Source organism: Vibrio sp. Of14-4 (assembly GCF_022347625.1).
Taxonomy (GTDB): Bacteria; Pseudomonadota; Gammaproteobacteria; order Enterobacterales; family Vibrionaceae; genus Vibrio; species Vibrio pristinus.
The window spans coordinates 1-22397 of sequence record NZ_JAKRGI010000019.1 but is presented as its reverse complement, the minus strand read 5'-3'; the positions used below and the strand labels follow the sequence as shown (position 1 = coordinate 22397).

Genomic DNA, 22397 nt, shown 5'->3' with positions numbered 1-22397 from the left:
CTAAACAATAAATTTATTTAAGATAGAATCTTGCTCACGCACATTTTCGGTTTGAACTTGCATAGCAACATTTGCGTCTTCTGCAGCATCGGCAACTTGAGTGGACAGGTCTTTAATCTTCACTGTGTTCGCATTGATTTCCTCTGCCACTAAGCTTTGCTCCTCTGCCGCTGAAGCAATCTGCATATTCATGTCCGTGATACTCTGAATTGACTCACGAATGCGCTGTAAAGACTCATCAGCAGCCTGCGCTTTTTCCACCGCATCGACTGCCGTCGTTTTACTCTCACGCATCGCAGCGGATACTGAACTCGCACCAGATTGAAGCTGCTCAATCATACTGCGAATTTCAGTTGTTGATTCCTGAGTTCTCTGAGCCAAGGTTCTCACTTCATCGGCAACTACCGCAAAGCCTCGACCAGATTCACCAGCCCTTGCAGCTTCAATTGCAGCATTCAATGCAAGTAAGTTGGTTTGATCGGCAATATCGTTAATCACTTTCAAAATGGTTTCGATGTTTGCCGTTGCCGATTCAAGCCCTTGCACCTCTTCCACGGCTTGATCGATTCTAGCCGATAGCGCATCTATTGATGCTGTGGTATCACTCACCACAGAAGAACCCATTTGCGTCGCCTCGTCCGCTTCTTTCGCGGCTCCCGCCGCGCCTTGAGCGTTGTTTGCAACTTCTGTCGCTGTAACGGCCATCTCGTTCATCGCTGTTGCTAACTGCTCTAGCTCATGAAGCTGACTGCGCATTGCTTCAGCAGACTCTTCTGAGCCCTGAACTGTCATTTCTGTGCCACGTAAGATTTCAGCGCCGATTGCCTTAGATTGCTGGATCTGTTTTTGTAGTGTCTCTGTAAAGGTGTTAAAGCCTTCAGCAAGTTCAGCAAACTCTTTATCAGTATTGGTATCTAAACGCTTTGTTAGGTCGCCTTGACCTGAAGCAACATCTTTAATGGCTTCGTTAAGGGTACCAAGTGGGCGCATCAGTACTTTAATTAAGAAACTGAGCACAAGTACACTGAGAACAACACTAATAATGGTATATATGACAGAACTATTACGCATATCAGCAACGGCAGCAAAGGCGATATCCTCATCGACTATCGCACCTATGTACCAATTTTCACTCGGTACTGATGTAAAGTGAACCAAATAAGAATGTCCATCCTTTTCAAACCTTTGCTCACCTTCTTTAAGAGTAATATCGGGAAGATAAGTCGAAAACTTTTGGCCGTTGTTCTCCGCTTCAGGGTGGGCTATCGTGGTTCCATCAGATGACACAATAAATAGGTAACCCGCATCTAGAAGGTTGGCGCTATTGACCAAGTCAGCCAAACCAGTTAATTCCAAGTCATAGAACATAGCAGCGGTAAACTGGCCACTATCTTTCACTGGAGTACCGATTGATATAATGACCTTTTTTGAGGAGACATCGACATAAGGTGCTGTAACGACTAACTTACCCTGTGCTTTCGCCGCCTTATACCAAGGGCGAACTCTTGGATCATAGTCAGGACCTGCTTCCCAACCATCGTCATTTTCAACTACAAAACCATCAGCTTCATAGGCATAACCAACCGCTAAAAAAGTCCCCTTAAGGTTGGGCTTTTCAAGTACATCCTTAACACGCGTTTTGTTTTGCGGGTCTAGTTCAAGTACTTCGGTTGTCGACATTGCGAGAGACTTCTTACTCGCCATTTCAGATACGACAGTGTTTTTTACCCCTTTCACCATCTCCGTAAGACTCGTATCCACCAAGTCTTCTACTTCTTTTTTTACGGTGCTAAGCTGCTGCATAGACAGTAACACAACGGTGATCAACAACAGCAATGAAGATGCCGCAACGATCTTTTGACTGAATCTCATAGTGTCCCTCAAAGAGTAATTCGTTTGTAGTTGTTATCTTGTCATTTGTTATTATCGTCCTAACCAACGCAGACTTAAGAAATTTCCTACAAAACTAATGTTTTGTAAAACACTCTTTTAGAAAGTATATACCTTCTACGCAATAAAAAAGCTCAAATGCATATGCATTCGAGCTTTTTCTTGTAAACATATGAAAACTATCATTAACCTGGGTGGCTATAAGCATCTTCTTCATCGTGACTGGGCAGTGCATTCCATACTGCTTTGACGAGAGTGGCCAAAGGAATGGCAAAAAACACCCCCCAGAACCCCCATAAACCACCAAAGACTAATACAGCAACAATGATCGCCACCGGATGTAAATTTACGGCCTCTGAAAAGAGAATGGGGACCAACACATTACCATCAAGCGCCTGTATGATGCCATATGCCAAAAGTAACCAGTAAAACTCTGGAGTAAAGCCCCATTGAAACAAACCCACAATTGCCACTGGAACCGTCACAGCAGCCGCTCCTATATACGGAATCAGTACCGAGAGACCAACAGCCACAGCAAGCAATACGGAGTAGCGCAGATCCAACAGAGCAAACGTCACGTAACTCACGCTACCGACAATAAAGATCTCCATGACTTTTCCACGAATATAGTTTGAGATTTGCTCATTCATTTCATGCCATACTTTAGTCGCGAGCTTACGATTTCTCGGCAGAACCCCACTTGCAAGAGAAATCATCTCCTGCTTGTCTTTAAGCAGAAAAAAGACCAGTAAAGGGACCAAAATCAGATAGACAGCCAAAGTAGCAATACTTACCAAGGATGCAAGAGACCCTTTTACCACTGTCTCTCCCATTACAATAATTTGATTTTTCGCGTTAGTTACGACCGATTCGACAATCTGAAAATTGTCTAATTCCGGGTATCGCTGTGGCAACTCTGCAATCGCTTTCTGCACTCCCTGATACATGGTTGGGATATCGTTAATCAAATTTCCGACCTGTTTCCAAATCGTCGGAACAAGCCCAAATACAGCAAGGAGCATTAGGCTGGTAAAACCCACAATCACCAATATGACAGCGAGGTTTCTTGGAATGTGAAAGCGAGAAAGCTGTGTCACTGGCCACTCTAATAAATAGGCCAAAACAATCGCAACCAAAAGCGGCGCAATTAAATCACCAAAAAAATAAATCGTGACAAAGCCAACCAATAGGATCGCGACCAAGCTTACGGCATGCGGATCGGAAAAGCGTCGTTTATACCAGCGACTCACCATTTCAAACATTCGGTAGGGTTCCTTTAATTAGCTTTACGCGATAATAACCATCAGACTCATCACAGAACACACGAAAAGATTGCTTGAGCAAAAAGCGTTTTATATCAAAGAAAGACTGCTGGTCTGCCACGTATATGATCGCCTCTTGGCCCATGGCCATATCTTTGACTCGACGTTTCACTAGCAATAAAGCCATTGGACAACGTTCATCACGTAAGTCCAACACATTCTGTTCCATTATTTAGCCTAATGTGTAACATTGAGTCGAATATTGTATAGTGTTTTGTTTTCAACGTCAGGGCAAATTCCCTCAACAATGCAAGTTTCACATTATACTGACTGTCAACGTAAGAATTACCCTAAAATTCATTGTGTGAAGGTGGACAGTGTGCATAAGCAAGTGAAACCTTATCACAAAAAGAGAGTCGAACTCGATATCCCATACTCAACCCTGTTATTATAGATAGTAGGCTCAGCAAAATGCCCTACGATTATGGAGTATATTCATTAATATATGTTTAAACGTACACGCTCACTCGTCTGCTTATGTGTAGCGGCCTCTCTAGGCATGCAACTCCCTATCTACGCAAATAATATCGATTTACCTGATATAGGCACTACTGCTAGCAGTACACTAACCATAGATCAGGAACTTCAATATGGTGATGCCTATATGCGTATGCTGCGCAGTAGCCATCCAATCATCAGCGATCCTGTTATCAATGAGTATATTGACAGCCTTGGTCATCAACTGGTTGCTAATGCTAATGATGTCAAAACTCCCTTCACGTTTTTTATGATTCGCGATCGCAACATCAATGCGTTTGCCTTTTTCGGCGGCTATGTCGCTTTACATAGCGGCTTATTTCTTCATGCAAAGACAGAAAGTGAGCTAGCATCCGTCATGGCCCATGAGATTTCGCACGTCACTCAGCGCCACCTAGCCAGAAGTATGGAAGACCAAGCACGACGCTCTCCTGCAACTTTAGCAGCCTTAGCGGGTTCACTATTACTCGCAATAGCAGCACCAGAAGCTGGTATTGCAGCGATAACGGCAACGACGGCGGGCAATATTCAAGGTCAAATAAACTATACAAGAAGTAATGAAAAAGAAGCCGATCGGTTCGGTATAGAGACACTCGCTAAGGCAGGCTTTGATGTGAATGCGATGCCAAGATTCTTTTCTCGACTTGCTGATGAATACCGCTACGCTAGTACTCCACCGCCAATGCTGCTCACTCACCCTCTTCCTGAAGATAGGATTACCGATAGCCGAGCTAGAGCTCGTAGCTACCCTGAGAGAAAAGTCGTTCCTTCTATTGATTACAATCTAGCTCGAGCGAGAATTGTTGCAAGATATGCAGATATCAACTCAGAGTCTGCCCTAGATTGGTTTGCTAGGACAGAAAAAAAAGCACCGAGCGATATCAAGCCTTCTTTTCAGTATGGCCGTGCGCTCGTTTATTTGGATAACAATCAGCTCGATAAAGCGGCAGAGCTTCTGCAAGCATTACTCAAGCAACAACCAGATAATAACTTCTATTTAGATGCCATGACAGACCTTTATCTAGCCAAGGGGCAAGCACCTAAAGCTGAAGTCATGTTAAACAATGCTTTGAAGTCAAAACCAAACAATTCTGTGCTGACAATCAATTATGCCAATGTATTGATGAAACAAGACAAAAACGAAGATGCTGTGCGTGTTCTCCAGCGCTACACTCACGATACCCCTGATGATATCAATGGATGGCACCTTCTTTCTGAAGCAAACATTCACCTTGGTCGTAGAGATGAAGATCTCGCTTCAAGGGCAGAAATACTCGCGCTCAAAGCTAACTGGAACAAAGCCATCCAGTACTATACTCAAGCGGGACAAATTGCCGAGTTAGGCAGCCTAAAGCAAGCTCGATATGACGCTAGAATAGATCAATTGATCGCCGCGCGAGACCGATTTATGGCGCTGCAGTAAACAATTCTTAAACCACAAAGCATGTCGAAAGGTTCTGTTTTAGATATACTTTTGATTTATCATATTTTAAAAGAGTCAATCAGTTTTAAACTCGTTGACTCACGCACTGTTCGGAGATTCACATTATGTCAGTCGTGATTTATCACAATCCACGTTGCTCTAAAAGCCGCCAAACACTCGCGCTGTTGGAAGAAAAAAACATCCAACCTGAAATTATTAAGTACTTAGAAACACCACCAACTGTGGCGGAACTGAAGACTTTGTACTCTCAGCTAGGCTTGAAAGAAGTCCGTGATATGATGCGCACCAAAGAAGACATATACAAAGAGCTTAGTCTTGCCAGTGCATCCGATCAAAAGCTGTTTGAAGCTATGTCTAACAATCCCAAACTGATTGAACGCCCTATTGTCGTCAAAGGTGGTCAAGCGAAACATGGTCGTCCACCTGAACAGGTACTTGAGATTTTATAATATGACATGTCAGCTTCTGGTCCTTTATCATAGCCGTCACGGCTCTACTCGTAACTTAGCAAGGCAAATTGCCCGTGGTATCGAATCCACTCCTAATTGTGAAGCTTGGATCCGAACAGTCGATGATATTGAGTCAGAAGGTGACGCTCAAGATCCAATAATCACGTTAGACGAGCTCATGTCATGTGATGGATTAGCGATGGGCAGCCCGGTTTGGTTCGGCAATATGTCCGCCTCTTTGAAACACTTTTGGGACCAAACTTCTAGCCTATGGATATCAGGCGATTTAATCGATAAGCCTGCTTGTGTGTTTAGCTCTTCTTCTAGTTTGCATGGAGGGCAGGAAACGACATTGCAAACCATGATGTTGCCGCTTCTTCACCATGGCATGCTTATTATGGGTATACCTTATTCAGAGCCAAAACTACATACCACTCAATCTGGCGGAACTCCCTATGGAGCGACGACTGTTAGCCATGGCAGCAATAATCTCACAAAAGAAGAAATTGAGCTTGCGCAGAACCTAGGTAAACGCCTTGCTGCAACAGCACTAACACTGAGAGGAAGTTAGAATGCAGGAAATGCACTCACGCACCAAGCTCGTCCGCATCCTAGCTTTGTGTGGAAATTTAGGATTACTTACTTGGATTTTTGCATGGCAATTTTACTTATCTCCTCACCCTCATATCAACCATATTGCACTGGCCATAGCATGGAGTGTCCCACTAATTTTACCCTTACCGGGAATATTAATGGGTAAACCCTATACCCATGCATGGGCAAACTTCTTCCTTATGCTGTATTTTCTGCATGCCTTCACCATCTTGTATATTGACGACGGAGAGCGTTGGCTTGCTACTATAGAACTCGCACTAACAAGCCTTGCTTTTGTCAGTAATATTTTATTTGCACGATTTCGTGGGCAAGAGCTAGGGCTAAAATTGAAACGGCTATCAAAAGTCGAAAAAGAAGAAAAACAAAGGTTTGAATAATACCTCTCCGACTTAAAGTGGTTTATGGCTGAAAATGAAAAGGTCTGGCAAAAGCCAGACCTTTTTAGTATTCAATCACAGTTTCATCAGACTCTATCGTGGGATCCACTTCTTGTGGCTCTTCAGTCGCTGCAACAATAGGTGTACCTTTCCATTCAAACATAAGAACTTGCTCAGAAGGAATAAGGTCAACACTATTCTCATCCCAAGAGTTCAGCTCAGGATCCAATACAGTCTCTGAAAACTCACTTTCGCTCTCTTGAAGATTAGAGGGAATGGAATCCAATGCACTATTAAGCGGAATAACCTTGTCCATACGACCAAGCTCTTGTTCAAACTGAGCTTGAGACGCTAATAGATGCACGTTAAAAGTAACCTGATCACTTTGAATTTTTAGGATATCCAAGGAGGCAACTGAGCTTAATTTCTTGAGGCTCTTTTCTAAGTTGAAGAAATCGACCGCATTTTTTAGGGTAGTAAAACGAACTTTAACCGTTTCCGATGATTCACTAGCTACAACAACTGAGCTCTTATTGGCATAGTAGTCGCTAATTTGGTTAATCATTTTTGAAGCGCCCTCTTCTCCAGAGTTGGACCCAGATAGGGGAGCTTGACGTGTTACACCAATAGTTGCTGGTTTTTGATCATACAAGGTCCAACGAAGTGAAGTGCCATCTGATCTCACCAGTAACACTGCATCAACAGGATAGCGCTGACTCGCTTGGCTAAGTGGGCGGGCAAATCCCCCCCAAAGATCCGAAGCAGCAACGCCAGTAATATCATCAAAATCACCGACAGGTACAGTGAGCGGTAAACCTCGCTTGACCGCTTCAACTCTCATTTGCGTCAGCACCATAGACTCAGAATGTTCCCAAGTGATGCTTCTATCGTACTGCGCCTCTTCGACCAACCAAACTAAAACATTAGCCCGAGCGGCTGGCCACACTGGCACCTGAGCTTGACTCAGAAGAGAGCGAATATGAGGCCCACTAAATCCCATTCTTAACGTTTGCTGGCCTTCGAGTTGACCATGACTAATTTGCGATAAGTACTGAGAGTTTTGCTTTAAAGCTTTCTGAATAACAGGATTAGACGTAGCATCTAAATCACCCGATGCCCGAACAATAATCTCTTTCATTCCACTCACTCGGGCCTTTGCATCAGCATTATCAACCCCTGAGTCGAGTACAATCTCAGTCTGATATAAATCTACGTTGGTTAGAGCAAGCACGGGAAAGCATGCAAATACCAAAACCAAAGAAGCTAAACGGCGCATAGCAATCCTAACATCATTTAATCATTTCCAGCTTACGATGATAAGCAACTATCTCTCGCTGAGCAACTAAAGCGCATTTTTATCTTCACATACACTTTGGTCTACTTGGCAAGTTTACTCCGTCATATTGACTTTTATTTGATCCTACACAGATTGCAATCGTTTGCTGAGGTGATAAGATCCGGCGCGTTTTGTGGCTAGCATATCGCCGCCACATTGGTCTGAGTTAATAGAGGAAATTGTAAGATGAAAAATGCCATCCAAGGAGCACAAATGCTCTTTGTTGCATTCGGTGCACTGGTATTAGTACCATTATTAACTGGTCTAGATCCAAGTGTCGCTCTTTTTGGCGCAGGCCTAGGCACTCTGCTTTTTCAGTTTGTTACTCGCCAAGCCGTACCCATTTTCCTCGCATCTTCCTTTGCTTTCATTGCCCCTATTTTGTATGGAGTTCAAACTTGGGGTATACCAGCAACTATGGGCGGACTCATGGCGGCGGGCCTAGTCTATGTCGTGTTAGGTGCTTTTATTAAAGTCAGAGGTGTTGGATTTATCCATAAACTTCTTCCTCCAGTTGTTGTTGGACCTGTCATTATGGTCATTGGTTTAGGCTTAGCACCCGTGGCTGTAAATATGGCGCTTGGAAAAGGAGGGGATGGAACACAACTGATAGATGCGAACGCCTCTTTGGTTATTTCCTGCGTATCACTTGTCACCACTATTGCTATCAGTGTGTATGCGAAAGGCTTTGTTAAGTTAATGCCCATTCTAGGTGGCATACTGGCAGGCTATCTCACAAGTCTTGCGTACGGCATCGTTGATTTTAGCCCAGTAACACAGGCTGCTTGGTTATCTCTACCCAAATTCACAGCGCCTGAATTTAATATTAATGCCATTTTATTCATGATTCCCGTTGCTATTGCTCCAGCCGTTGAACATGTTGGTGATATGCTTGCGATATCTAATGTGACTGGTAAAGATTATCTGAAAAAACCGGGCCTACATCGCACGATAGCTGGTGATGGTATTGCAACAATGGCGGCTTCCATGGTCGGTGCTCCGCCAAACACAACCTACTCTGAAGTCACAGGCGCCGTATTACTTACCAAAGCATTTAATCCGGTCATCATGACTTGGGCGGCGGTCACTGCCATTATTCTTGCTCTAGTCGGAAAACTTGGCGCCGTATTACAAACCATTCCTATGCCAGTTATGGGCGGGATTATGATTCTCTTGTTTGGCTCAATTGCGACGGTAGGCCTAAATACTTTAATCAAAAATAAGGTCGACTTACATCAATCTCGTAATTTAGTGATTGTTGCTGTCACTCTTGTTTTTGGTATTGGTGGCATGGCTTTTGGAATTGGCGAGTTTAGCTTACAAGGCGTCAGTCTATGCGGGATTGTGGCTATATTGCTTAACTTAATCCTACCAAAAACTTTGGGCGAAAATCAGATTGTTGATAACGCGCAAATTGAAGATGAAATAAACTAAGCAACCCAAGCTTTGCATGGGTTAGTCTTATGGTCTCCAGTCAAAGGCTAACCCATTATCTTTCCTCTGCGTAGATAAGATCAGCGCAGTACTAGTCATCTCTATTCAAACAAAGCTCAGCAAACTGACCTCTCGTTAATAAGGCTAAATCTTGTGGTGCAAGTTCGATTTCTACTCCACGCCTGCCAGCACTAACACAGATAGTTGCTTTGCTCTGGGCACTTTGATGAATATAAGTAGGCAGGGCCTTTTTTTGTCCTAAAGGGCTTATTCCTCCAACAACATACCCTGTGATTTTTTGAGCAACTTCAGGATTTGCCATCTCTACTTTTTTCGCTTTCGCCGCCTTGGCAGCCAATTTTAGATTAAGTTTATGGTCGACAGGAATCACCGCGACAGCCAAGTTTTTGGAGTCACCATTAAGACTAAATAATAACGTTTTAAACACATCACTTGGGTCTTGCCCCAAAGCTTTAACAGCCTCTAATCCATAACTTTCTGCACGAGGGTCATGTTTATATTCATGAATGGTATGCGGGATTTTCTTCTTCTTAGCAAGGTTAATGGCGGGAGTCATAGAGGTTCCATTATGAAAAATAAAAGACGCTGAATCCTAAACCCAGCGTCTCAATTATCTTAGGTAGTCCAATTATTTATACACAACTTCATTCGACACGAACTTGTTAACATCAATTGGGCTGTTCTCTTTCAGGTATTCTTTCAATATTTCAGCATCAACAAAGCCAGTGTTCACATAGCCAGGGTGGTCACTGATTTTAGGGTAACCATCACCACCAGCTGCGTTGTAGCTTGGCACTGTAAAGCGGTATGTCTTATCTAGTTTGAGCTGCTTGCCACCAATGAAAACATTCGAGACTTTATCATTGGATACTGTCATTGAAATGCCCGAAAATTGGGCATAAGCGCCGGAGTCTACAGGCATGGTTGCAACCGCATTCAAGTAATCTAGTACTTCTTTGCCCGTCATATCCGTGTAGGTCAATATATTACCAAACGGCTGAACTTTAAGCACATCTTTATAAGTGATGTCTCCACCTTCGATGGAGTCACGTACACCACCAGAGTTCATAATACCAAAATCAGCTTGCGCTCGTTCCATATGAGCAGTTGCAATTAAGCGCCCAAGGTTAGTCTGCTGAAAACGAACCACATCTCGATCGCCTTCCAATTTGCCGTTGGACTCAGCAATTTTAACGTCTAATTGTGCTTTACCTTTTTCTTGATATGGACGAAGGAAATCGAGCATCTCTTGATTTTCTGCAATTTCATCTTGAATAAAGACACGCTGCTTTTTGCCATCAATTTTTACTTTTTTCTTCAAGTTCACTGGGATCAAGTTGTAACTCACCATCTCCAGCTCTCCATTACGAAATTCGTAATCGGCACGACCAACATACTTGCCCCATTCATGCGCTTGCACAATATAGGTACCGTTTTGAAAGTCGGGTTTACACTCATCGCCAGGTTTAAAGCGCTTCTTGACAATATTCGGGCCTTCCATACAAACAGGCTCTTGAGAATGCCCGCCAACAATCATGTCCAAATCGCCTTCGTCGAGATATCGTGCTAATGCCACATCACCAGGGGCATTAATGCCACGATTGCCATTTTCATAGTGGCCCATATGGGTCACAGCAAAAATTAGGTCAGGGTGTTCGGTTTTTTTGATTTCAGCAATCAGCTTCTTTGCTTCTTCTTTAGGATCTCTAAAATCGATACCACTGATAAACTCAGGATTACCAATTTTGGCAGTATCTTCGGTTGTTAGGCCAATAATGGCAATTTTTATTCCTTGCTTTTCAAACATCTGATATGCCTGAAACATGCGTTTGCCCGTTTTCTTGTCATAAATGTTGGCAGATAGCATTGGGAAGTTGGCCCATTCTATCTGCTTAAAAAGCACATCCAGTGAGTTATCAAACTCGTGATTTCCAAGTGCCATAGCATCGTAGCCAATTTTACTCATACCTTTAAAATCGGGTTCAGCATCTTGAAGGTCTGATTCAGGAACACCTGTATTAATATCACCACCAGAGAGAAGAAGAACGCTGCCTCCCTCACTCTCTATATCTGCACGTAGTTCGTCAATTAACGTTTTACGCGCTGCCATGCCGTATTCACCATATTTATTCTGCCAGAAACGGCCATGGTGGTCGTTGGTGTGAAGAACGGTCAGCTTGTAAGTTTTATCCGCTTCCCACTCTGGCTTAGGTGCCGTTGCACAACTAGCAAGAGTGGTAAGAATAGCGGCACTTAATGCGGTTTTAAAAATCAAACGTTGCTTCATTATCATACCTTTGAGCATATAGAATTGTTTAATGAATGGGGTTTTAGACTCATTGAGCAATTAACGAACTTGTTGTGAGATCATGCTCAATAAAAGGTCGGGCTAGTTTAATTTAAGCGGTTCAAGCTAGCATCTTGTTTTGATAGTTATGCTGTTTAGATCACCATAATTGATAATTGAATACCTAATAAAGTGACCTAGTTGATGTTATCTCACTAATACACTAACTATTTACTTTTCATCAGGTACAAAAAAGGCCAACGCATGCGTTAGCCTATATGACTTTTTAATTAGTTAATCTCAATATGCTCGAAGCCTTTTATCAAGTCATCCAAAGCCTTCATTTGAGCTAAAAATGGTTCTACTTTATCGAGCGGTAAAGCTGAAGGGCCATCACATTTCGCTTTGTCCGGATTAGGATGCGATTCAATAAATAGACCTGCAATACCTGTTGCCAAACCAGCCTTCGCTAATTCAACCGTCTGCTCTCTTCTACCACCAGATGCAGAACCTGAAGGATCTCTCATTTGCAGTGCATGTGTCACATCAAAAATAATCGGACTGCCATTTGATGCTTTCTTCATCACTCCAAAGCCAAGCATGTCAACCACTAGATTGTCGTAACCATGGCAAGAACCTCGCTCGCAAAGAATCACCTGCTTATTGCCACACTCTGCAAACTTTTCAACTAGGTTACCCACTTGACTTGGGCTCATAAACTGCGGTTTCTTAACATTAATCACAGCCCCCGTTTTAGCCATTGCTTCAACTAAATCGGTCTGGCGTGCCAAAAAGGCCGGCAGTTGAATCACATCAACCACATCGGCTACTGGCTGAGCTTGCTCTGCTGTATGCACATCGGTAATGATTTTAACGCCAAAAGTATCCTTAATCTCTTGAAAGATTTTCATTCCTTCTTCTAGTCCAGGGCCACGATAAGAGTGCACTGAGCTGCGATTTGCTTTATCAAAAGAAGCTTTGAATACATAAGGGATTCCCAGCTTTTCTGTCACTTTTACGTAATGCTCACAAATCTGCATCGCCAGATCCCTAGACTCAAGAACGTTCATACCTGCGAATAGGGTAAACGGCTTATCATTGGCAACTGGGATATCACCAACTTGAACGATTTTTTGATCCATTTTGTAGTCTCTATTTCTGTCTGTTTACTACCATGCTCAATGCACAGTAACCTGAGTCAAGCTCATCGCATTAACTTGATTTTTGAGTAACTCAGCGGCGGGGTCATCAGGACACTGATCGATAAAGTATTGGTAATCACTCAGCGCGACTTGATGGCAATCTAATTGCTGATAGATAAATCCTCTATCACGGATTTCATAGGGGTCATCAGGTACAAAACTCAGTGCAAGATCGGTACATTTTAATGCTAGTGTATATTTCTCCTCACGTAGCAAAGTACTCTTTAGCAATGCTAGCCAGCGACCAATAACGGTTGGGTTGTCGACGGATTTAAGATGCGAAGGTTTAAGCTTAGCTAATGGACCGCTGTGGCCAATTAACCAAGCTCTCAGTACCTGCTTGGAAACATATTCACCATTAAAAGGATTGATGAACTTTGGCGCCTCACCAAACCATTCTAACTTGATTAAGAATTGGCTTGGGAAAGTCACACCAGATACAGGTAAACCAAGTTTACGACCCAAATATAATAGTATCGAACCCAAGCTGACCGGAATCCCTTTCCTGCTCTCTAACACTTTATCGACGAACGCATTCGACGATTCATAATAAGCCTCCTGATCACCAGAAAATCCCCATTGATGGTAAAAAAGACGCAATAAGGCATCAAATCGTTGTTGTTCACCGATTTCATGGCTAAGGGTAAGTTCGGCCTCTTTGAGCAAACGTTGAAGCTCGTTTCTTGCCCATATGTCATTGGTTTTTGGGTCGATGGCTTTATTTAAAATCAGTGCACCCTCAGCCAGTTCAATCGCGTCAAAATCTTCGTCAAATAGCTCTACCATGGATATTCTTACACTCTCCTCAACCAAGCAACATTGGCATTTTAGTAACGGCTAATTTGCCTGCCATTGCGATCCAGCCCAAAGCACCAAAGAAAGCAAATGTACGCAGCATTTTGTTTTTGCCTAATTTAAGCGCAAAAACACCAAGAGCTATATACGCAAGAACGCACGTAATTTTCTCAGTTAGCCATGGCGCTGCTGGGGTAAATGGAATGAAATTGGTGATGAAAATAAGCCCAATACCCGAAAGCAATAGACATGTGTCATTGATATGGGGGAAGACTTTGAGAAACTTCTTTTCCAGCAGGCCAGAGTTTGCCATCATCAGCCCATAACGCAGTGATAGCAAAGTGACGCTAATGACTACTGTCAATAAATGAAAATGCTTTAAACCTTCATACATAATTATTTCTCTTTCTGGCATAGAGAAAATTGACCCACAGTCACTCGGTCATTTTCCCCATAATCTTTGTAAGTGGTAATGCTCTGATAACCCAAAGCGCTTAAAATATCTCTCACCGATTTTCCTTGGTCATACCCGTGTTCAAACATCAGCCACGCGCCAGGCAACAAAAAGCCCATTGCTTGCTGAGAAATATGTTTGATATCTGCAAGGCCGTTATCCTGAGCGACTAACGCACTCAAAGGCTCAAACCTTACATCACCTTGCGTAAGATGAGGATCGTTTTTTTCGATATAAGGAGGGTTTGACACAATCAAAGCAAACTGTGTGCCCGCCTCCAAAGGGGTAAACCAATCACCACAGAGAAAGTTAGCATTTTCAATGCCAAGCTTTAATGCATTTGACTCTGCTAGCTGTCTTGCTTCCTCTTTAACATCAATACCCCAAACTTGACGCTGGGGTAGCTCAGAAGCTATCGCCAAAGCGATGGCTCCTGTGCCTGTGCCTAAATCTAGAATATCGCCTGATATTTGAGGTGCTTTTTCTAATGCAATTTCCACCAAGCGTTCTGTGTCTGCGCGAGGAATAAGCGTGCTTGGAGCGACTTGCAAAGGCAAAGACCAAAACTCTCGTTGACCTAAAATGTAGGCCACAGGTTCACCTTTGATACGACGCTGCAAAACTTTCTCAAACGCCAGTGTGTCTTCGATAGACAATAGCTTGTCAGGCCAAGTCAGCAGAAAAGATCTTGGTTTATCTAGTACATGACAGAGCAATACTGATGCATCAAGAGAAGGCGATTCACTGCCGCTCACTGTTAACCTTTCAGTCGCAGACTTCAGCGTATCCTCAACGCTAGATGATTGCTTCATTAATTATTCTCTGCCAAGGCAGCAAGCTGATCTGCTTGGTGCTCTTGAATAACAGGATCAATCAAGCTTACAAGATCACCTTCCATTACCTCACTCAAACGATAAAGCGTTAGGTTGATACGATGATCTGAAACACGTCCCTGTGGGTAGTTATAGGTACGAATTCTATCGCTTCGGTCGCCAGACCCAAGTAGGTTTCGGCGAGTGTCAGATTCTTGGGCGGCACGCTTGGCTTCTTCTGCTTGTATAATACGCGCGGCCAGCACTGACATAGCTTTAGCTTTATTTTTATGCTGTGAGCGTTCATCTTGACACTCAACCACTGTCCCTGTCGGCAAGTGAGTAATACGAATTGCAGAATCTGTTGTGTTGACGTGCTGCCCCCCTGCTCCAGAAGCTCTGAAGGTGTCTATTTTTAAGTCTGCTGCTTTGATTTCTGGAATTTCCGCTTCTGGAATTTCTGGCATAATGGCTACTGTGCAGGCAGAAGTATGTACTCGACCTTGTGATTCTGTTGCAGGGACACGTTGTACACGGTGTCCGCCTGACTCAAACTTTAAGATACCGTATGCTCCATCGCCATTGACTTTGGCAATCATTTCTTTATAACCGCCCTGCTCAGATTCATTGGACGATATCACTTCAATACGCCAACCTTTCTTCTCAGCAAACTTACTGTACATGCGGAATAAATCTCCGGCAAAAATGCCCGCTTCATCTCCCCCTGCACCTGCGCGAATTTCTAAGAAGCAATTGCGATCATCATTTGGATCTTTTGGCAGGAGCAAAATTTGCAGCTCGTCATTGAGGCGCTCGATGGTCTCTCGCGACTCTTTGATTTCTTCCTGCGCCATTTCGCGCATTTCAGCATCATCTTCTTTTGCCATTTCTTCAGCCGCTTTCAGATCTTCTTGGGCTTGCTGATAAGCTTGAAAGCACTTAGTCACTTCCTCTAACTGGGAATATTCTTTAGACAGGGCACGAAATTTGTCTTGATCACCAATGACATCAGGGTCACCAAGTAAATGCTGAACTTCTTCATATCGTTCAACGAGTGTTTCTAGCTTAGTTAGAATCGAGGCTTTCATAGTTTTATTAACTCAGGGTTCTATTTAGTTGATTGGCAGAAACCAACCAAGGGTGTTAAGAGTCTTCAAGACCCAAACTTTGTCGTATTGTCGCAAGCTTGGCAGGCTCACCTTGCTCAGCGGCACTTTGCATAGCACGAGTTGGGGCATGGATTAATTTGTTGGTCAACTTATTACTAAGCTCAAGCAGTACTTTCTCTGGATCTGTGCCTGCCGCTAAAGACTGTAAGCTTTTATTAAGAAGATCTTCACGAATATCATTGGCCGCATTGCGATAATCCCGAATACTATCGACTGCCTGCAACGAACGCAACCATGACATAAATGTCGCACTTTCTTCACTCACAATCGCTTCAGCTTGAATCGCCTCGACCTTACGTTGCTCCATGTTGTTTTCAACAATCGATTGCAAATCATCCACTGAATAAAGATAAGCATCATCGAGTTCAGCAACCTGAGACTCGATATCTCTGGGAACCGCGATATCGACCAATAACATAGGCTGATGTCGGCGAGCTTTTAGTGCGGTCTCGACCATACCCTTTCCAATAATGGGCAGAGGGCTTGCAGTGGAGCTTATCACAATATCGGCACGAGCGAGATGATTAGGTATTTCTGGCAAACCAATAATTTGTGCGCCGAATTGCTCGGCTAAAGGCTCAGCACGTTCATAAGTTCGGTTCGCAACTATCATATCACTACAGCCATTGCTCGCGAGATGTTTAGCCACCAACTCAATGGTTTCGCCAGCACCAACAAGCAGAACCGTAGATTCCCGTAATGACTCAAAAATATGCTTAGCAAGTGTACAAGCCGCATACGCTACCGAAACAGCATTACCACCGATATCGGTTTCTGTACGAACGCGTTTTGCTACAGAGAAGACTTTCTGAAACAGTTTATCCATTGCCGTGTCAACCGATTGATGCTGACGCGAATCAGAATATGCCTGCTTTACCTGTCCCAAAATTTGGGGTTCACCTAGGACAAGAGAATCCAACCCACATGAGACACGCATCAAGTGACGAATTGCGGCCTGCTCTTCATGAACATATAAACTGGGCTTTAAGGCTTCAGGACTAATTTGATGGAATTGAGCAAGCCAATCGATAACTTTGCTTTTTCCTAATGCTTTAACATCACAGTAGATTTCAGTTCGATTACAGGTAGAAATGATAACACTACCATTTACATATGGATTATCACCTAATTGCTTAAGTGCTTGTGGTAATTTTTCCGGCCCAAATGCGACTTTCTCTCGTAGTTCAACGGAAGCCGAATTATGGTTAATACCGATAGCAAGCAATGACATGTAATCAAGTTTCTCTGAATCAGCGAATAAGCGAACAAGGACAGAATTTTACTTTATGCCCTAATTTAATTAAAGGCCATTAAGGATATGTTTTCATCACTTCGTGATTTCAATGGTATACTCTGGCCCACTGACACCATTCAACATGGACAAATATTACACAATGACGGTCAATTCTCGTCTCTTCATCACTTTTATACTCAGCGGATTGTTTCTCTCAGGTTGTGCTTCCATTGATCCAAGTACTACGAATGTTGAATGGCAAACACAACAGCAAAAACTTGCCTCAATAAATAAATACAAAACCAATGGAAAACTCGGCTATATTTCACCCGAGCAGCGCCAGTCACTCAACTTCCAGTGGAAACACAGCTCAAGCTTTAAACAGCTGCGGCTAACTACTTTTCTTGGCCAAACAGCACTCAACCTAAAAATTACCCCTGAAGGCTCCTCTATCGAGACTTACCAAGATGAGACTTTTACCTCTCATGATGCTCAATCACTTATTTATCGCCTCACTGGGCTGAATTTGCCAGTTGAACAGCTCAATAGCTGGTTTTTAGGTAGTCCTGAAGGTGCCGATAACTTTGTGCTTAACGACACTAATACTTTAGCTTCGCTGACTAAACAAGTGCAGAGTAAAGTTTGGCAACTCGATTATCTAAGTTATCAAGACGTACAATATCAACACCAAACACTCCCATTGCCACACAAACTCAAGTTAACGCAGGGAAATATCAAAATAAATATCATCATTTCCGACTGGAATATTGAACAATGATCCATAACACCACCGTTTGGCCATCGCCCGCAAAGCTTAATCTATTCTTGTACATTACAGGGCAAAGAGATAATGGTTACCACGACTTACAGACCTTATTTCAATTTTTGGATTATGGTGATGAACTCACTATAACGGTTAATAACACTGGCAAGATTACCATTGAACCTGAACTTCCGGGTGTGCCGACCAAAGACAATCTTATTTATCGAGCAGCGGATGCCTTAAGAACAAAGAAGAATTGCACCTATGGCGCCCATATCAAACTCAATAAAAAATTACCCATGGGTGGAGGTATAGGTGGTGGGTCTTCAAATGCCGCCACCACGCTTGTTGCACTAAACCATCTTTGGCAGACGAAAGTATCTCAAGATGAACTTGCACAGATAGGTTTAGCTCTTGGCGCCGATGTGCCAGTTTTCACACAGGGTTTTGCTGCTTTCGCCGAAGGTGTCGGTGAAAAACTAGCAAAAGCTCAGCCTGAAGAAAAATACTATCTGGTAGTGAGACCAGGAGTATCTATCGCCACCGCCGAGATATTTTCCCATCCGAAGCTGCACAGAGATTCGCCAAAACGTGATCTAGATACGCTTCTAAGCAGTCCTTACGAAAACGATTGCGAAAAAGTTGTACGAATGCTGTACCCAGAGGTTGATAAGCAACTTTCATGGCTGTTACAATATGCGCCGTCAAGACTTACCGGGACCGGATCCTGCGTTTTTGCTGAGTTTTCAAGCCAGAATGAGGCCAACAAGGTTCTTGAATTATTGCCTGACAATGTCTCAGCTTTCGTAGCTAGAGGGAAAAACACTTCACCTCTTTATGAGACACTTGCTAACTATTGCTTAGCACATAATATAATCTAAATACTGGACGCAACCCTGAGGTTTCTACCGTGCCTGATATGAAGCTATTTGCTGGTAACGCTACACCTGAACTAGCCCAACGTATTGCTGATCGTCTCTACATCTCCCTTGGTGATGCAACTGTTTCTCGTTTTTCTGATGGCGAAGTCGCTGTTCAAATCAACGAAAATGTACGTGGTAGTGATGTTTTCATCATCCAATCTACCTGCGCACCAACTAATGATAACCTAATGGAATTGGTCGTGATGATTGATGCAATGCGCCGCGCTTCTGCGGGCCGTATTACAGCAGTTATCCCTTATTTTGGCTATGCTCGCCAAGACCGCCGAGTTCGCTCTGCACGTGTACCTATTACTGCCAAAGTCGTCGCTGACTTTTTGTCGAACGTTGGTGTTGACCGTGTACTTACCATCGACCTACACGCTGAGCAGATTCAAGGTTTCTTTGATGTTCCAGTAGATAACATCTTTGGTACACCTGTTCTTCTTGATGACATGGAAGCACGAGGACTCGAGAACCCTGTTGTCGTATCACCAGACCTTGGTGGTGTGGTTAGGGCGCGTGCGACGGCGAAAGCACTTGGCGATATTGATATCGCGATTGTTGATAAGCGTCGTCCTCGTGCAAACGTATCTGAAGTTATGAACTTGATTGGTGACGTCGAAAATCGAGACTGCGTGATTGTTGACGATATGATCGACACAGGCGGCACCTTGTGTAAAGCAGCAGAGGCGCTTAAAGAGCGCGGTGCTAAACGAGTTTTCGCCTACGCCACTCACGCTGTTTTCTCTGGTAATGCCCATCAAAACATCAAAAATTCAGTGCTAGACCAAGTCATAGTTACTGACTCAGTGACGCTATCAAAAGAAATGCAAGCGACTGGCAAAGTCACCACACTAAGTCTATCTCGTATGCTTGCAGAAGCGATTCGCCGTATCAGCAATGAAGAATCAATCTCAGCAATGTTCAATTAGGTCAAGTTGAACACAATAGAGAATGTACTAAAACACCTCCCATAGAGGTGTTTTATTTTTCATATTCACACCAGATAAACGGATACCTCGCCCAGACGAATATTTCTGTGTTATCATACCGCGCTTTTAAGATGCCAACAGAGATCTTTACCGTGAGCCAATCAATTAAACTTCTTGTCGGACTCGCTAACCCTGGCCCTGAGTATTCTAAAACTCGACACAACGCAGGGGCTTGGGTCGTTGAAGAGCTGGCGCGTGCCCATAACATCATACTCAAAAATGAACCCAAGTTTTTTGGTATGACAGGCCGCCTAATCATCCATGGACAAGATCTCCGTTTACTCATCCCGACCACATTTATGAATTTATCAGGTAAATCTATTGCCGCTTTGGCCAAGTTCTACCAAATAAAACCTGAAGAAATCATGGTTGCGCACGATGAGCTGGATTTACCTCCAGGTATCGCTAAGTTTAAAAAAGGCGGCGGCCATGGCGGGCACAACGGCCTGCGCGACACCATAAGTAAATTGGGTAATTGCAAAGATTTTTACCGCCTCAGGATAGGTATTGGCCATCCAGGGCACAAAGACAAAGTAGCGGGCTTTGTACTGGGTAAGGCACCAGTTAAGGAGCAAGAACTCCTTGACGCTGCGACTGACGAAGCAGTACGTAGCTTGGATATCCTACTCAAGGACGGCTTAGCAAAAGCACAAAACCGCCTACACACGTTCAAAGCAGAATAAGGTTATTATCATGGGTTTTAAATGTGGCATCGTTGGTTTACCAAACGTAGGTAAATCAACTCTGTTTAACGCACTAACTAAAGCTGGAATCGAAGCAGCTAACTTTCCATTCTGTACAATCGAGCCAAATACTGGCGTCGTTCCTGTACCAGACTTGCGACTTGACGCTCTAGCGAACATAGTTAACCCACAAAAAATCATCCCGACCACTATGGAGTTTGTGGATATTGCAGGGCTGGTTGCTGGCGCTTCAAGAGGTGAAGGTTTGGGCAATAAGTTTCTTGCTAATATTAGAGAAACCGATGCGATTGGTCACGTAGTGCGTTGTTTTGAAAATGAAAATATCGTCCATGTAGCAGGAAAAGTTTCGCCAATTGAAGACATTGAAGTCATCAACCTTGAATTAGCTATGGCAGACTTAGATTCATGTGAACGAGCCATCCAACGCAACGCTAAAAAAGCAAAAGGCGGTGATAAGGATGCCAAGTTCGAATTAGTCGTTCTAGAAAAGCTTCTACCCGTACTAACAGAAGGCGGAATGGCTCGAACTGTTGAGCTTGCAAAAGAGGAACTTGCAGCGATTGGATACCTCAATTTTCTGACTCTCAAACCAACCATGTACATTGCCAATGTCAATGAAGATGGATTCGAAGATAACCCATATCTTGATGCTGTACGTGAATTTGCCGCAAAAGAAAACAATGTAGTGGTGCCTGTTTGCGCAGCAATAGAGTCTGAATTATCAGAGCTTGAAGACGAAGACAGAGAAGAGTTTCTCGCAGACATGGGTATTGAAGAGCCTGGGTTAAACCGCGTAATTCGTTCAGGTTATGAGCTTTTGACTCTACATACTTACTTTACTGCTGGCGTAAAAGAAGTCAGAGCATGGACTATTCCAGTTGGTGCCACAGCCCCTCAAGCTGCCGGAAAAATTCATACTGACTTTGAAAAAGGGTTTATTCGCGCTGAGGTTGTTGGCTACGAGGACTATATTCAATACCAGGGTGAAAGTGGTGCAAAAGATGCGGGTAAATGGCGTTTGGAAGGCAAAGATTACATCGTCAAAGATGGTGACGTAGTGCATTTCCGCTTCAATGTGTAATTTCCGCGCAAGTTATTGACAATAAAAGCCAGCCGCTTGGCTGGCTTTATTTTTTCACTTGAGTAATCAAATAAATAAACTTGGTAAATGTTCTTCATTTTGCCATCACTTTTTACTCATTAACGCGGCTCTGGCTACGTAGCTCAGCTGGTTAGAGCACATCACTCATAATGATGGGGTCACAGGTTCAAATCCCGTCGTAGCCACCATTCCTAAAAGCTTTAATTTAAAGTATTTAGGAATAGATGCGGAAGTGGCGGAATTGGTAGACGCACCAGATTTAGGTTCTGGCGCCGCAAGGTGTGAGAGTTCAAGTCTCTCCTTCCGCACCATATATTTGTTAGCTATTTCAGTTAACTCTTGTAGGTCTATCGCCAAGTGGTAAGGCAACGGGTTTTGATCCCGTCATTCCCTGGTTCGAATCCAGGTAGACCTGCCAATTATTTAAAGTGTTGAGCCTTTTAGAAAAAGGGCTTGTCACTAGGAGCGTGAACGTTTATATTGTCACGCTCACGAGTGGCTACGTAGCTCAGCTGGTTAGAGCACATCACTCATAATGATGGGGTCACAGGTTCAAATCCCGTCGTAGCCACCATTCCTAAAAGCTTTAATTTAA

General features: G+C 43.5%; 22 protein-coding genes and 4 tRNA genes. 14 read left to right on the top strand and 12 right to left on the bottom strand.

Going from position 1 to position 22397, the window contains the following annotated elements; all coding sequences use genetic code 11:
- The 3 genes from MHN79_RS16570 to MHN79_RS16560 form a co-directional block, all read right to left on the bottom strand.
- On the bottom strand, nt 1–1872 hold the full coding sequence (locus MHN79_RS16570; protein WP_239173800.1) for a methyl-accepting chemotaxis protein: 1872 nt from the start codon (nt 1870–1872) through the stop codon (nt 1–3).
- Nucleotides 1873–2075: 203 nt separating this feature from the next.
- Nucleotides 2076–3152, bottom strand: coding sequence for an AI-2E family transporter (locus MHN79_RS16565; RefSeq protein ID WP_239173799.1), 1077 nt, complete (start codon nt 3150–3152; stop codon nt 2076–2078).
- Nucleotides 3145–3381, bottom strand: a complete 237-nt coding sequence (locus tag MHN79_RS16560) for a sulfurtransferase TusA family protein (RefSeq protein WP_239173798.1) — start codon at nt 3379–3381, stop codon at nt 3145–3147. Before MHN79_RS16560 ends, MHN79_RS16565 begins: the two co-directional genes overlap by 8 nt.
- A gap of 276 nt (nt 3382–3657) precedes the next feature.
- Here MHN79_RS16560 and MHN79_RS16555 point away from each other — a divergent pair, with 276 nt between their 5' ends.
- The 4 genes from MHN79_RS16555 (at nt 3658) to MHN79_RS16540 (ending at nt 6574) form a co-directional block, all read left to right on the top strand.
- Nucleotides 3658–5112: a M48 family metallopeptidase gene (locus MHN79_RS16555; protein ID WP_239173797.1), complete on the top strand. Its 1455-nt coding sequence runs from the start codon at nt 3658–3660 to the stop codon at nt 5110–5112.
- 125 nt (nt 5113–5237) lie between these two features.
- Complete coding sequence (gene arsC, locus MHN79_RS16550; protein WP_160926270.1) at nt 5238–5582, top strand: arsenate reductase (glutaredoxin); 345 nt, start codon at nt 5238–5240, stop codon at nt 5580–5582.
- Between the two features lies 1 nt (nt 5583).
- The gene (gene wrbA, locus MHN79_RS16545) at nt 5584–6153 is read left to right on the top strand and encodes an NAD(P)H:quinone oxidoreductase (protein WP_239173796.1); all 570 of its coding nucleotides are present in this window, start codon (nt 5584–5586) and stop codon (nt 6151–6153) included.
- 1 nt (nt 6154) lies between these two features.
- Nucleotides 6155–6574 (top strand): DUF2069 domain-containing protein, encoded by a 420-nt coding sequence (locus MHN79_RS16540; RefSeq protein WP_160926266.1) that lies wholly within the window; start codon nt 6155–6157, stop codon nt 6572–6574.
- A gap of 64 nt (nt 6575–6638) precedes the next feature.
- Here MHN79_RS16540 and MHN79_RS16535 read toward each other — a convergent pair whose 3' ends face one another.
- Nucleotides 6639–7850, bottom strand: a complete 1212-nt coding sequence (locus MHN79_RS16535; RefSeq protein ID WP_239173795.1) for a DUF2066 domain-containing protein — start codon at nt 7848–7850, stop codon at nt 6639–6641.
- Between the two features lie 246 nt (nt 7851–8096).
- Between MHN79_RS16535 and MHN79_RS16530 the strand changes: the two genes are divergently transcribed.
- Nucleotides 8097–9344 carry a uracil-xanthine permease family protein gene (locus tag MHN79_RS16530; protein ID WP_239173794.1) on the top strand — a complete coding sequence of 416 codons (1248 nt, stop codon included), beginning with the start codon at nt 8097–8099 and terminating at the stop codon, nt 9342–9344.
- Between the two features lie 91 nt (nt 9345–9435).
- On the opposite strand, the gene ybaK is transcribed toward MHN79_RS16530, so the two are convergent.
- From ybaK to hemA, 8 genes are all read right to left on the bottom strand, one after another.
- Complete coding sequence (gene ybaK / locus MHN79_RS16525; protein WP_239173793.1) at nt 9436–9921, bottom strand: Cys-tRNA(Pro) deacylase; 486 nt, start codon at nt 9919–9921, stop codon at nt 9436–9438.
- Nucleotides 9922–9993: 72 nt separating this feature from the next.
- Nucleotides 9994–11652, bottom strand: a complete 1659-nt coding sequence (gene ushA / locus MHN79_RS16520; RefSeq protein ID WP_239173792.1) for a bifunctional UDP-sugar hydrolase/5'-nucleotidase UshA — start codon at nt 11650–11652, stop codon at nt 9994–9996.
- 290 nt (nt 11653–11942) lie between these two features.
- The gene (gene kdsA / locus MHN79_RS16515; protein WP_239173791.1) at nt 11943–12794 is read right to left on the bottom strand and encodes a 3-deoxy-8-phosphooctulonate synthase; all 852 of its coding nucleotides are present in this window, start codon (nt 12792–12794) and stop codon (nt 11943–11945) included.
- A 36-nt stretch (nt 12795–12830) separates the two neighbouring features.
- On the bottom strand, nt 12831–13640 hold the full coding sequence (locus MHN79_RS16510) for a SirB1 family protein (RefSeq protein ID WP_239173790.1): 810 nt from the start codon (nt 13638–13640) through the stop codon (nt 12831–12833).
- A 19-nt stretch (nt 13641–13659) separates the two neighbouring features.
- A complete protein-coding gene (locus MHN79_RS16505; RefSeq protein ID WP_114786804.1) occupies nt 13660–14043 on the bottom strand; it encodes a SirB2 family protein in 384 nt (127 codons plus the stop codon).
- A gap of 2 nt (nt 14044–14045) precedes the next feature.
- Nucleotides 14046–14915: a peptide chain release factor N(5)-glutamine methyltransferase gene (gene prmC / locus MHN79_RS16500; protein WP_239173789.1), complete on the bottom strand. Its 870-nt coding sequence runs from the start codon at nt 14913–14915 to the stop codon at nt 14046–14048.
- Nucleotides 14915–16003 carry a peptide chain release factor 1 gene (gene prfA / locus MHN79_RS16495; protein ID WP_160926248.1) on the bottom strand — a complete coding sequence of 363 codons (1089 nt, stop codon included), beginning with the start codon at nt 16001–16003 and terminating at the stop codon, nt 14915–14917. Before prfA ends, prmC begins: the two co-directional genes overlap by 1 nt.
- Before the next feature lie 55 nt (nt 16004–16058).
- Complete coding sequence (gene hemA / locus MHN79_RS16490) at nt 16059–17315, bottom strand: glutamyl-tRNA reductase (RefSeq protein WP_160926246.1); 1257 nt, start codon at nt 17313–17315, stop codon at nt 16059–16061.
- A gap of 163 nt (nt 17316–17478) precedes the next feature.
- Here hemA and lolB point away from each other — a divergent pair, with 163 nt between their 5' ends.
- From lolB to MHN79_RS16445, 9 genes are all read left to right on the top strand, one after another.
- Entirely contained in the window at nt 17479–18096 is a 618-nt protein-coding gene (gene lolB, locus MHN79_RS16485) for a lipoprotein insertase outer membrane protein LolB (protein ID WP_239173788.1), read from the top strand.
- Nucleotides 18093–18962, top strand: a complete 870-nt coding sequence (ispE, locus tag MHN79_RS16480; RefSeq protein WP_239173787.1) for a 4-(cytidine 5'-diphospho)-2-C-methyl-D-erythritol kinase — start codon at nt 18093–18095, stop codon at nt 18960–18962. The genes lolB and ispE overlap by 4 nt, the downstream gene beginning before the upstream one ends.
- Nucleotides 18963–18991: 29 nt before the next feature.
- Nucleotides 18992–19936: a ribose-phosphate pyrophosphokinase gene (locus MHN79_RS16475; protein WP_114786799.1), complete on the top strand. Its 945-nt coding sequence runs from the start codon at nt 18992–18994 to the stop codon at nt 19934–19936.
- 152 nt (nt 19937–20088) lie between these two features.
- Nucleotides 20089–20679, top strand: a complete 591-nt coding sequence (gene pth, locus MHN79_RS16470) for an aminoacyl-tRNA hydrolase (RefSeq protein WP_114786916.1) — start codon at nt 20089–20091, stop codon at nt 20677–20679.
- Nucleotides 20680–20689: 10 nt separating this feature from the next.
- Nucleotides 20690–21781, top strand: a complete 1092-nt coding sequence (ychF, locus tag MHN79_RS16465) for a redox-regulated ATPase YchF (RefSeq protein ID WP_114786798.1) — start codon at nt 20690–20692, stop codon at nt 21779–21781.
- 132 nt (nt 21782–21913) lie between these two features.
- Nucleotides 21914–21990 (top strand) — tRNA-Met (locus tag MHN79_RS16460).
- Nucleotides 21991–22028: 38 nt separating this feature from the next.
- Nucleotides 22029–22113: transfer RNA gene (locus tag MHN79_RS16455), tRNA-Leu, on the top strand.
- Between the two features lie 32 nt (nt 22114–22145).
- Nucleotides 22146–22220 (top strand) — tRNA-Gln (locus MHN79_RS16450).
- Between the two features lie 79 nt (nt 22221–22299).
- Nucleotides 22300–22376 (top strand) — tRNA-Met (locus MHN79_RS16445).
- Nucleotides 22377–22397 lie beyond the last annotated feature (21 nt).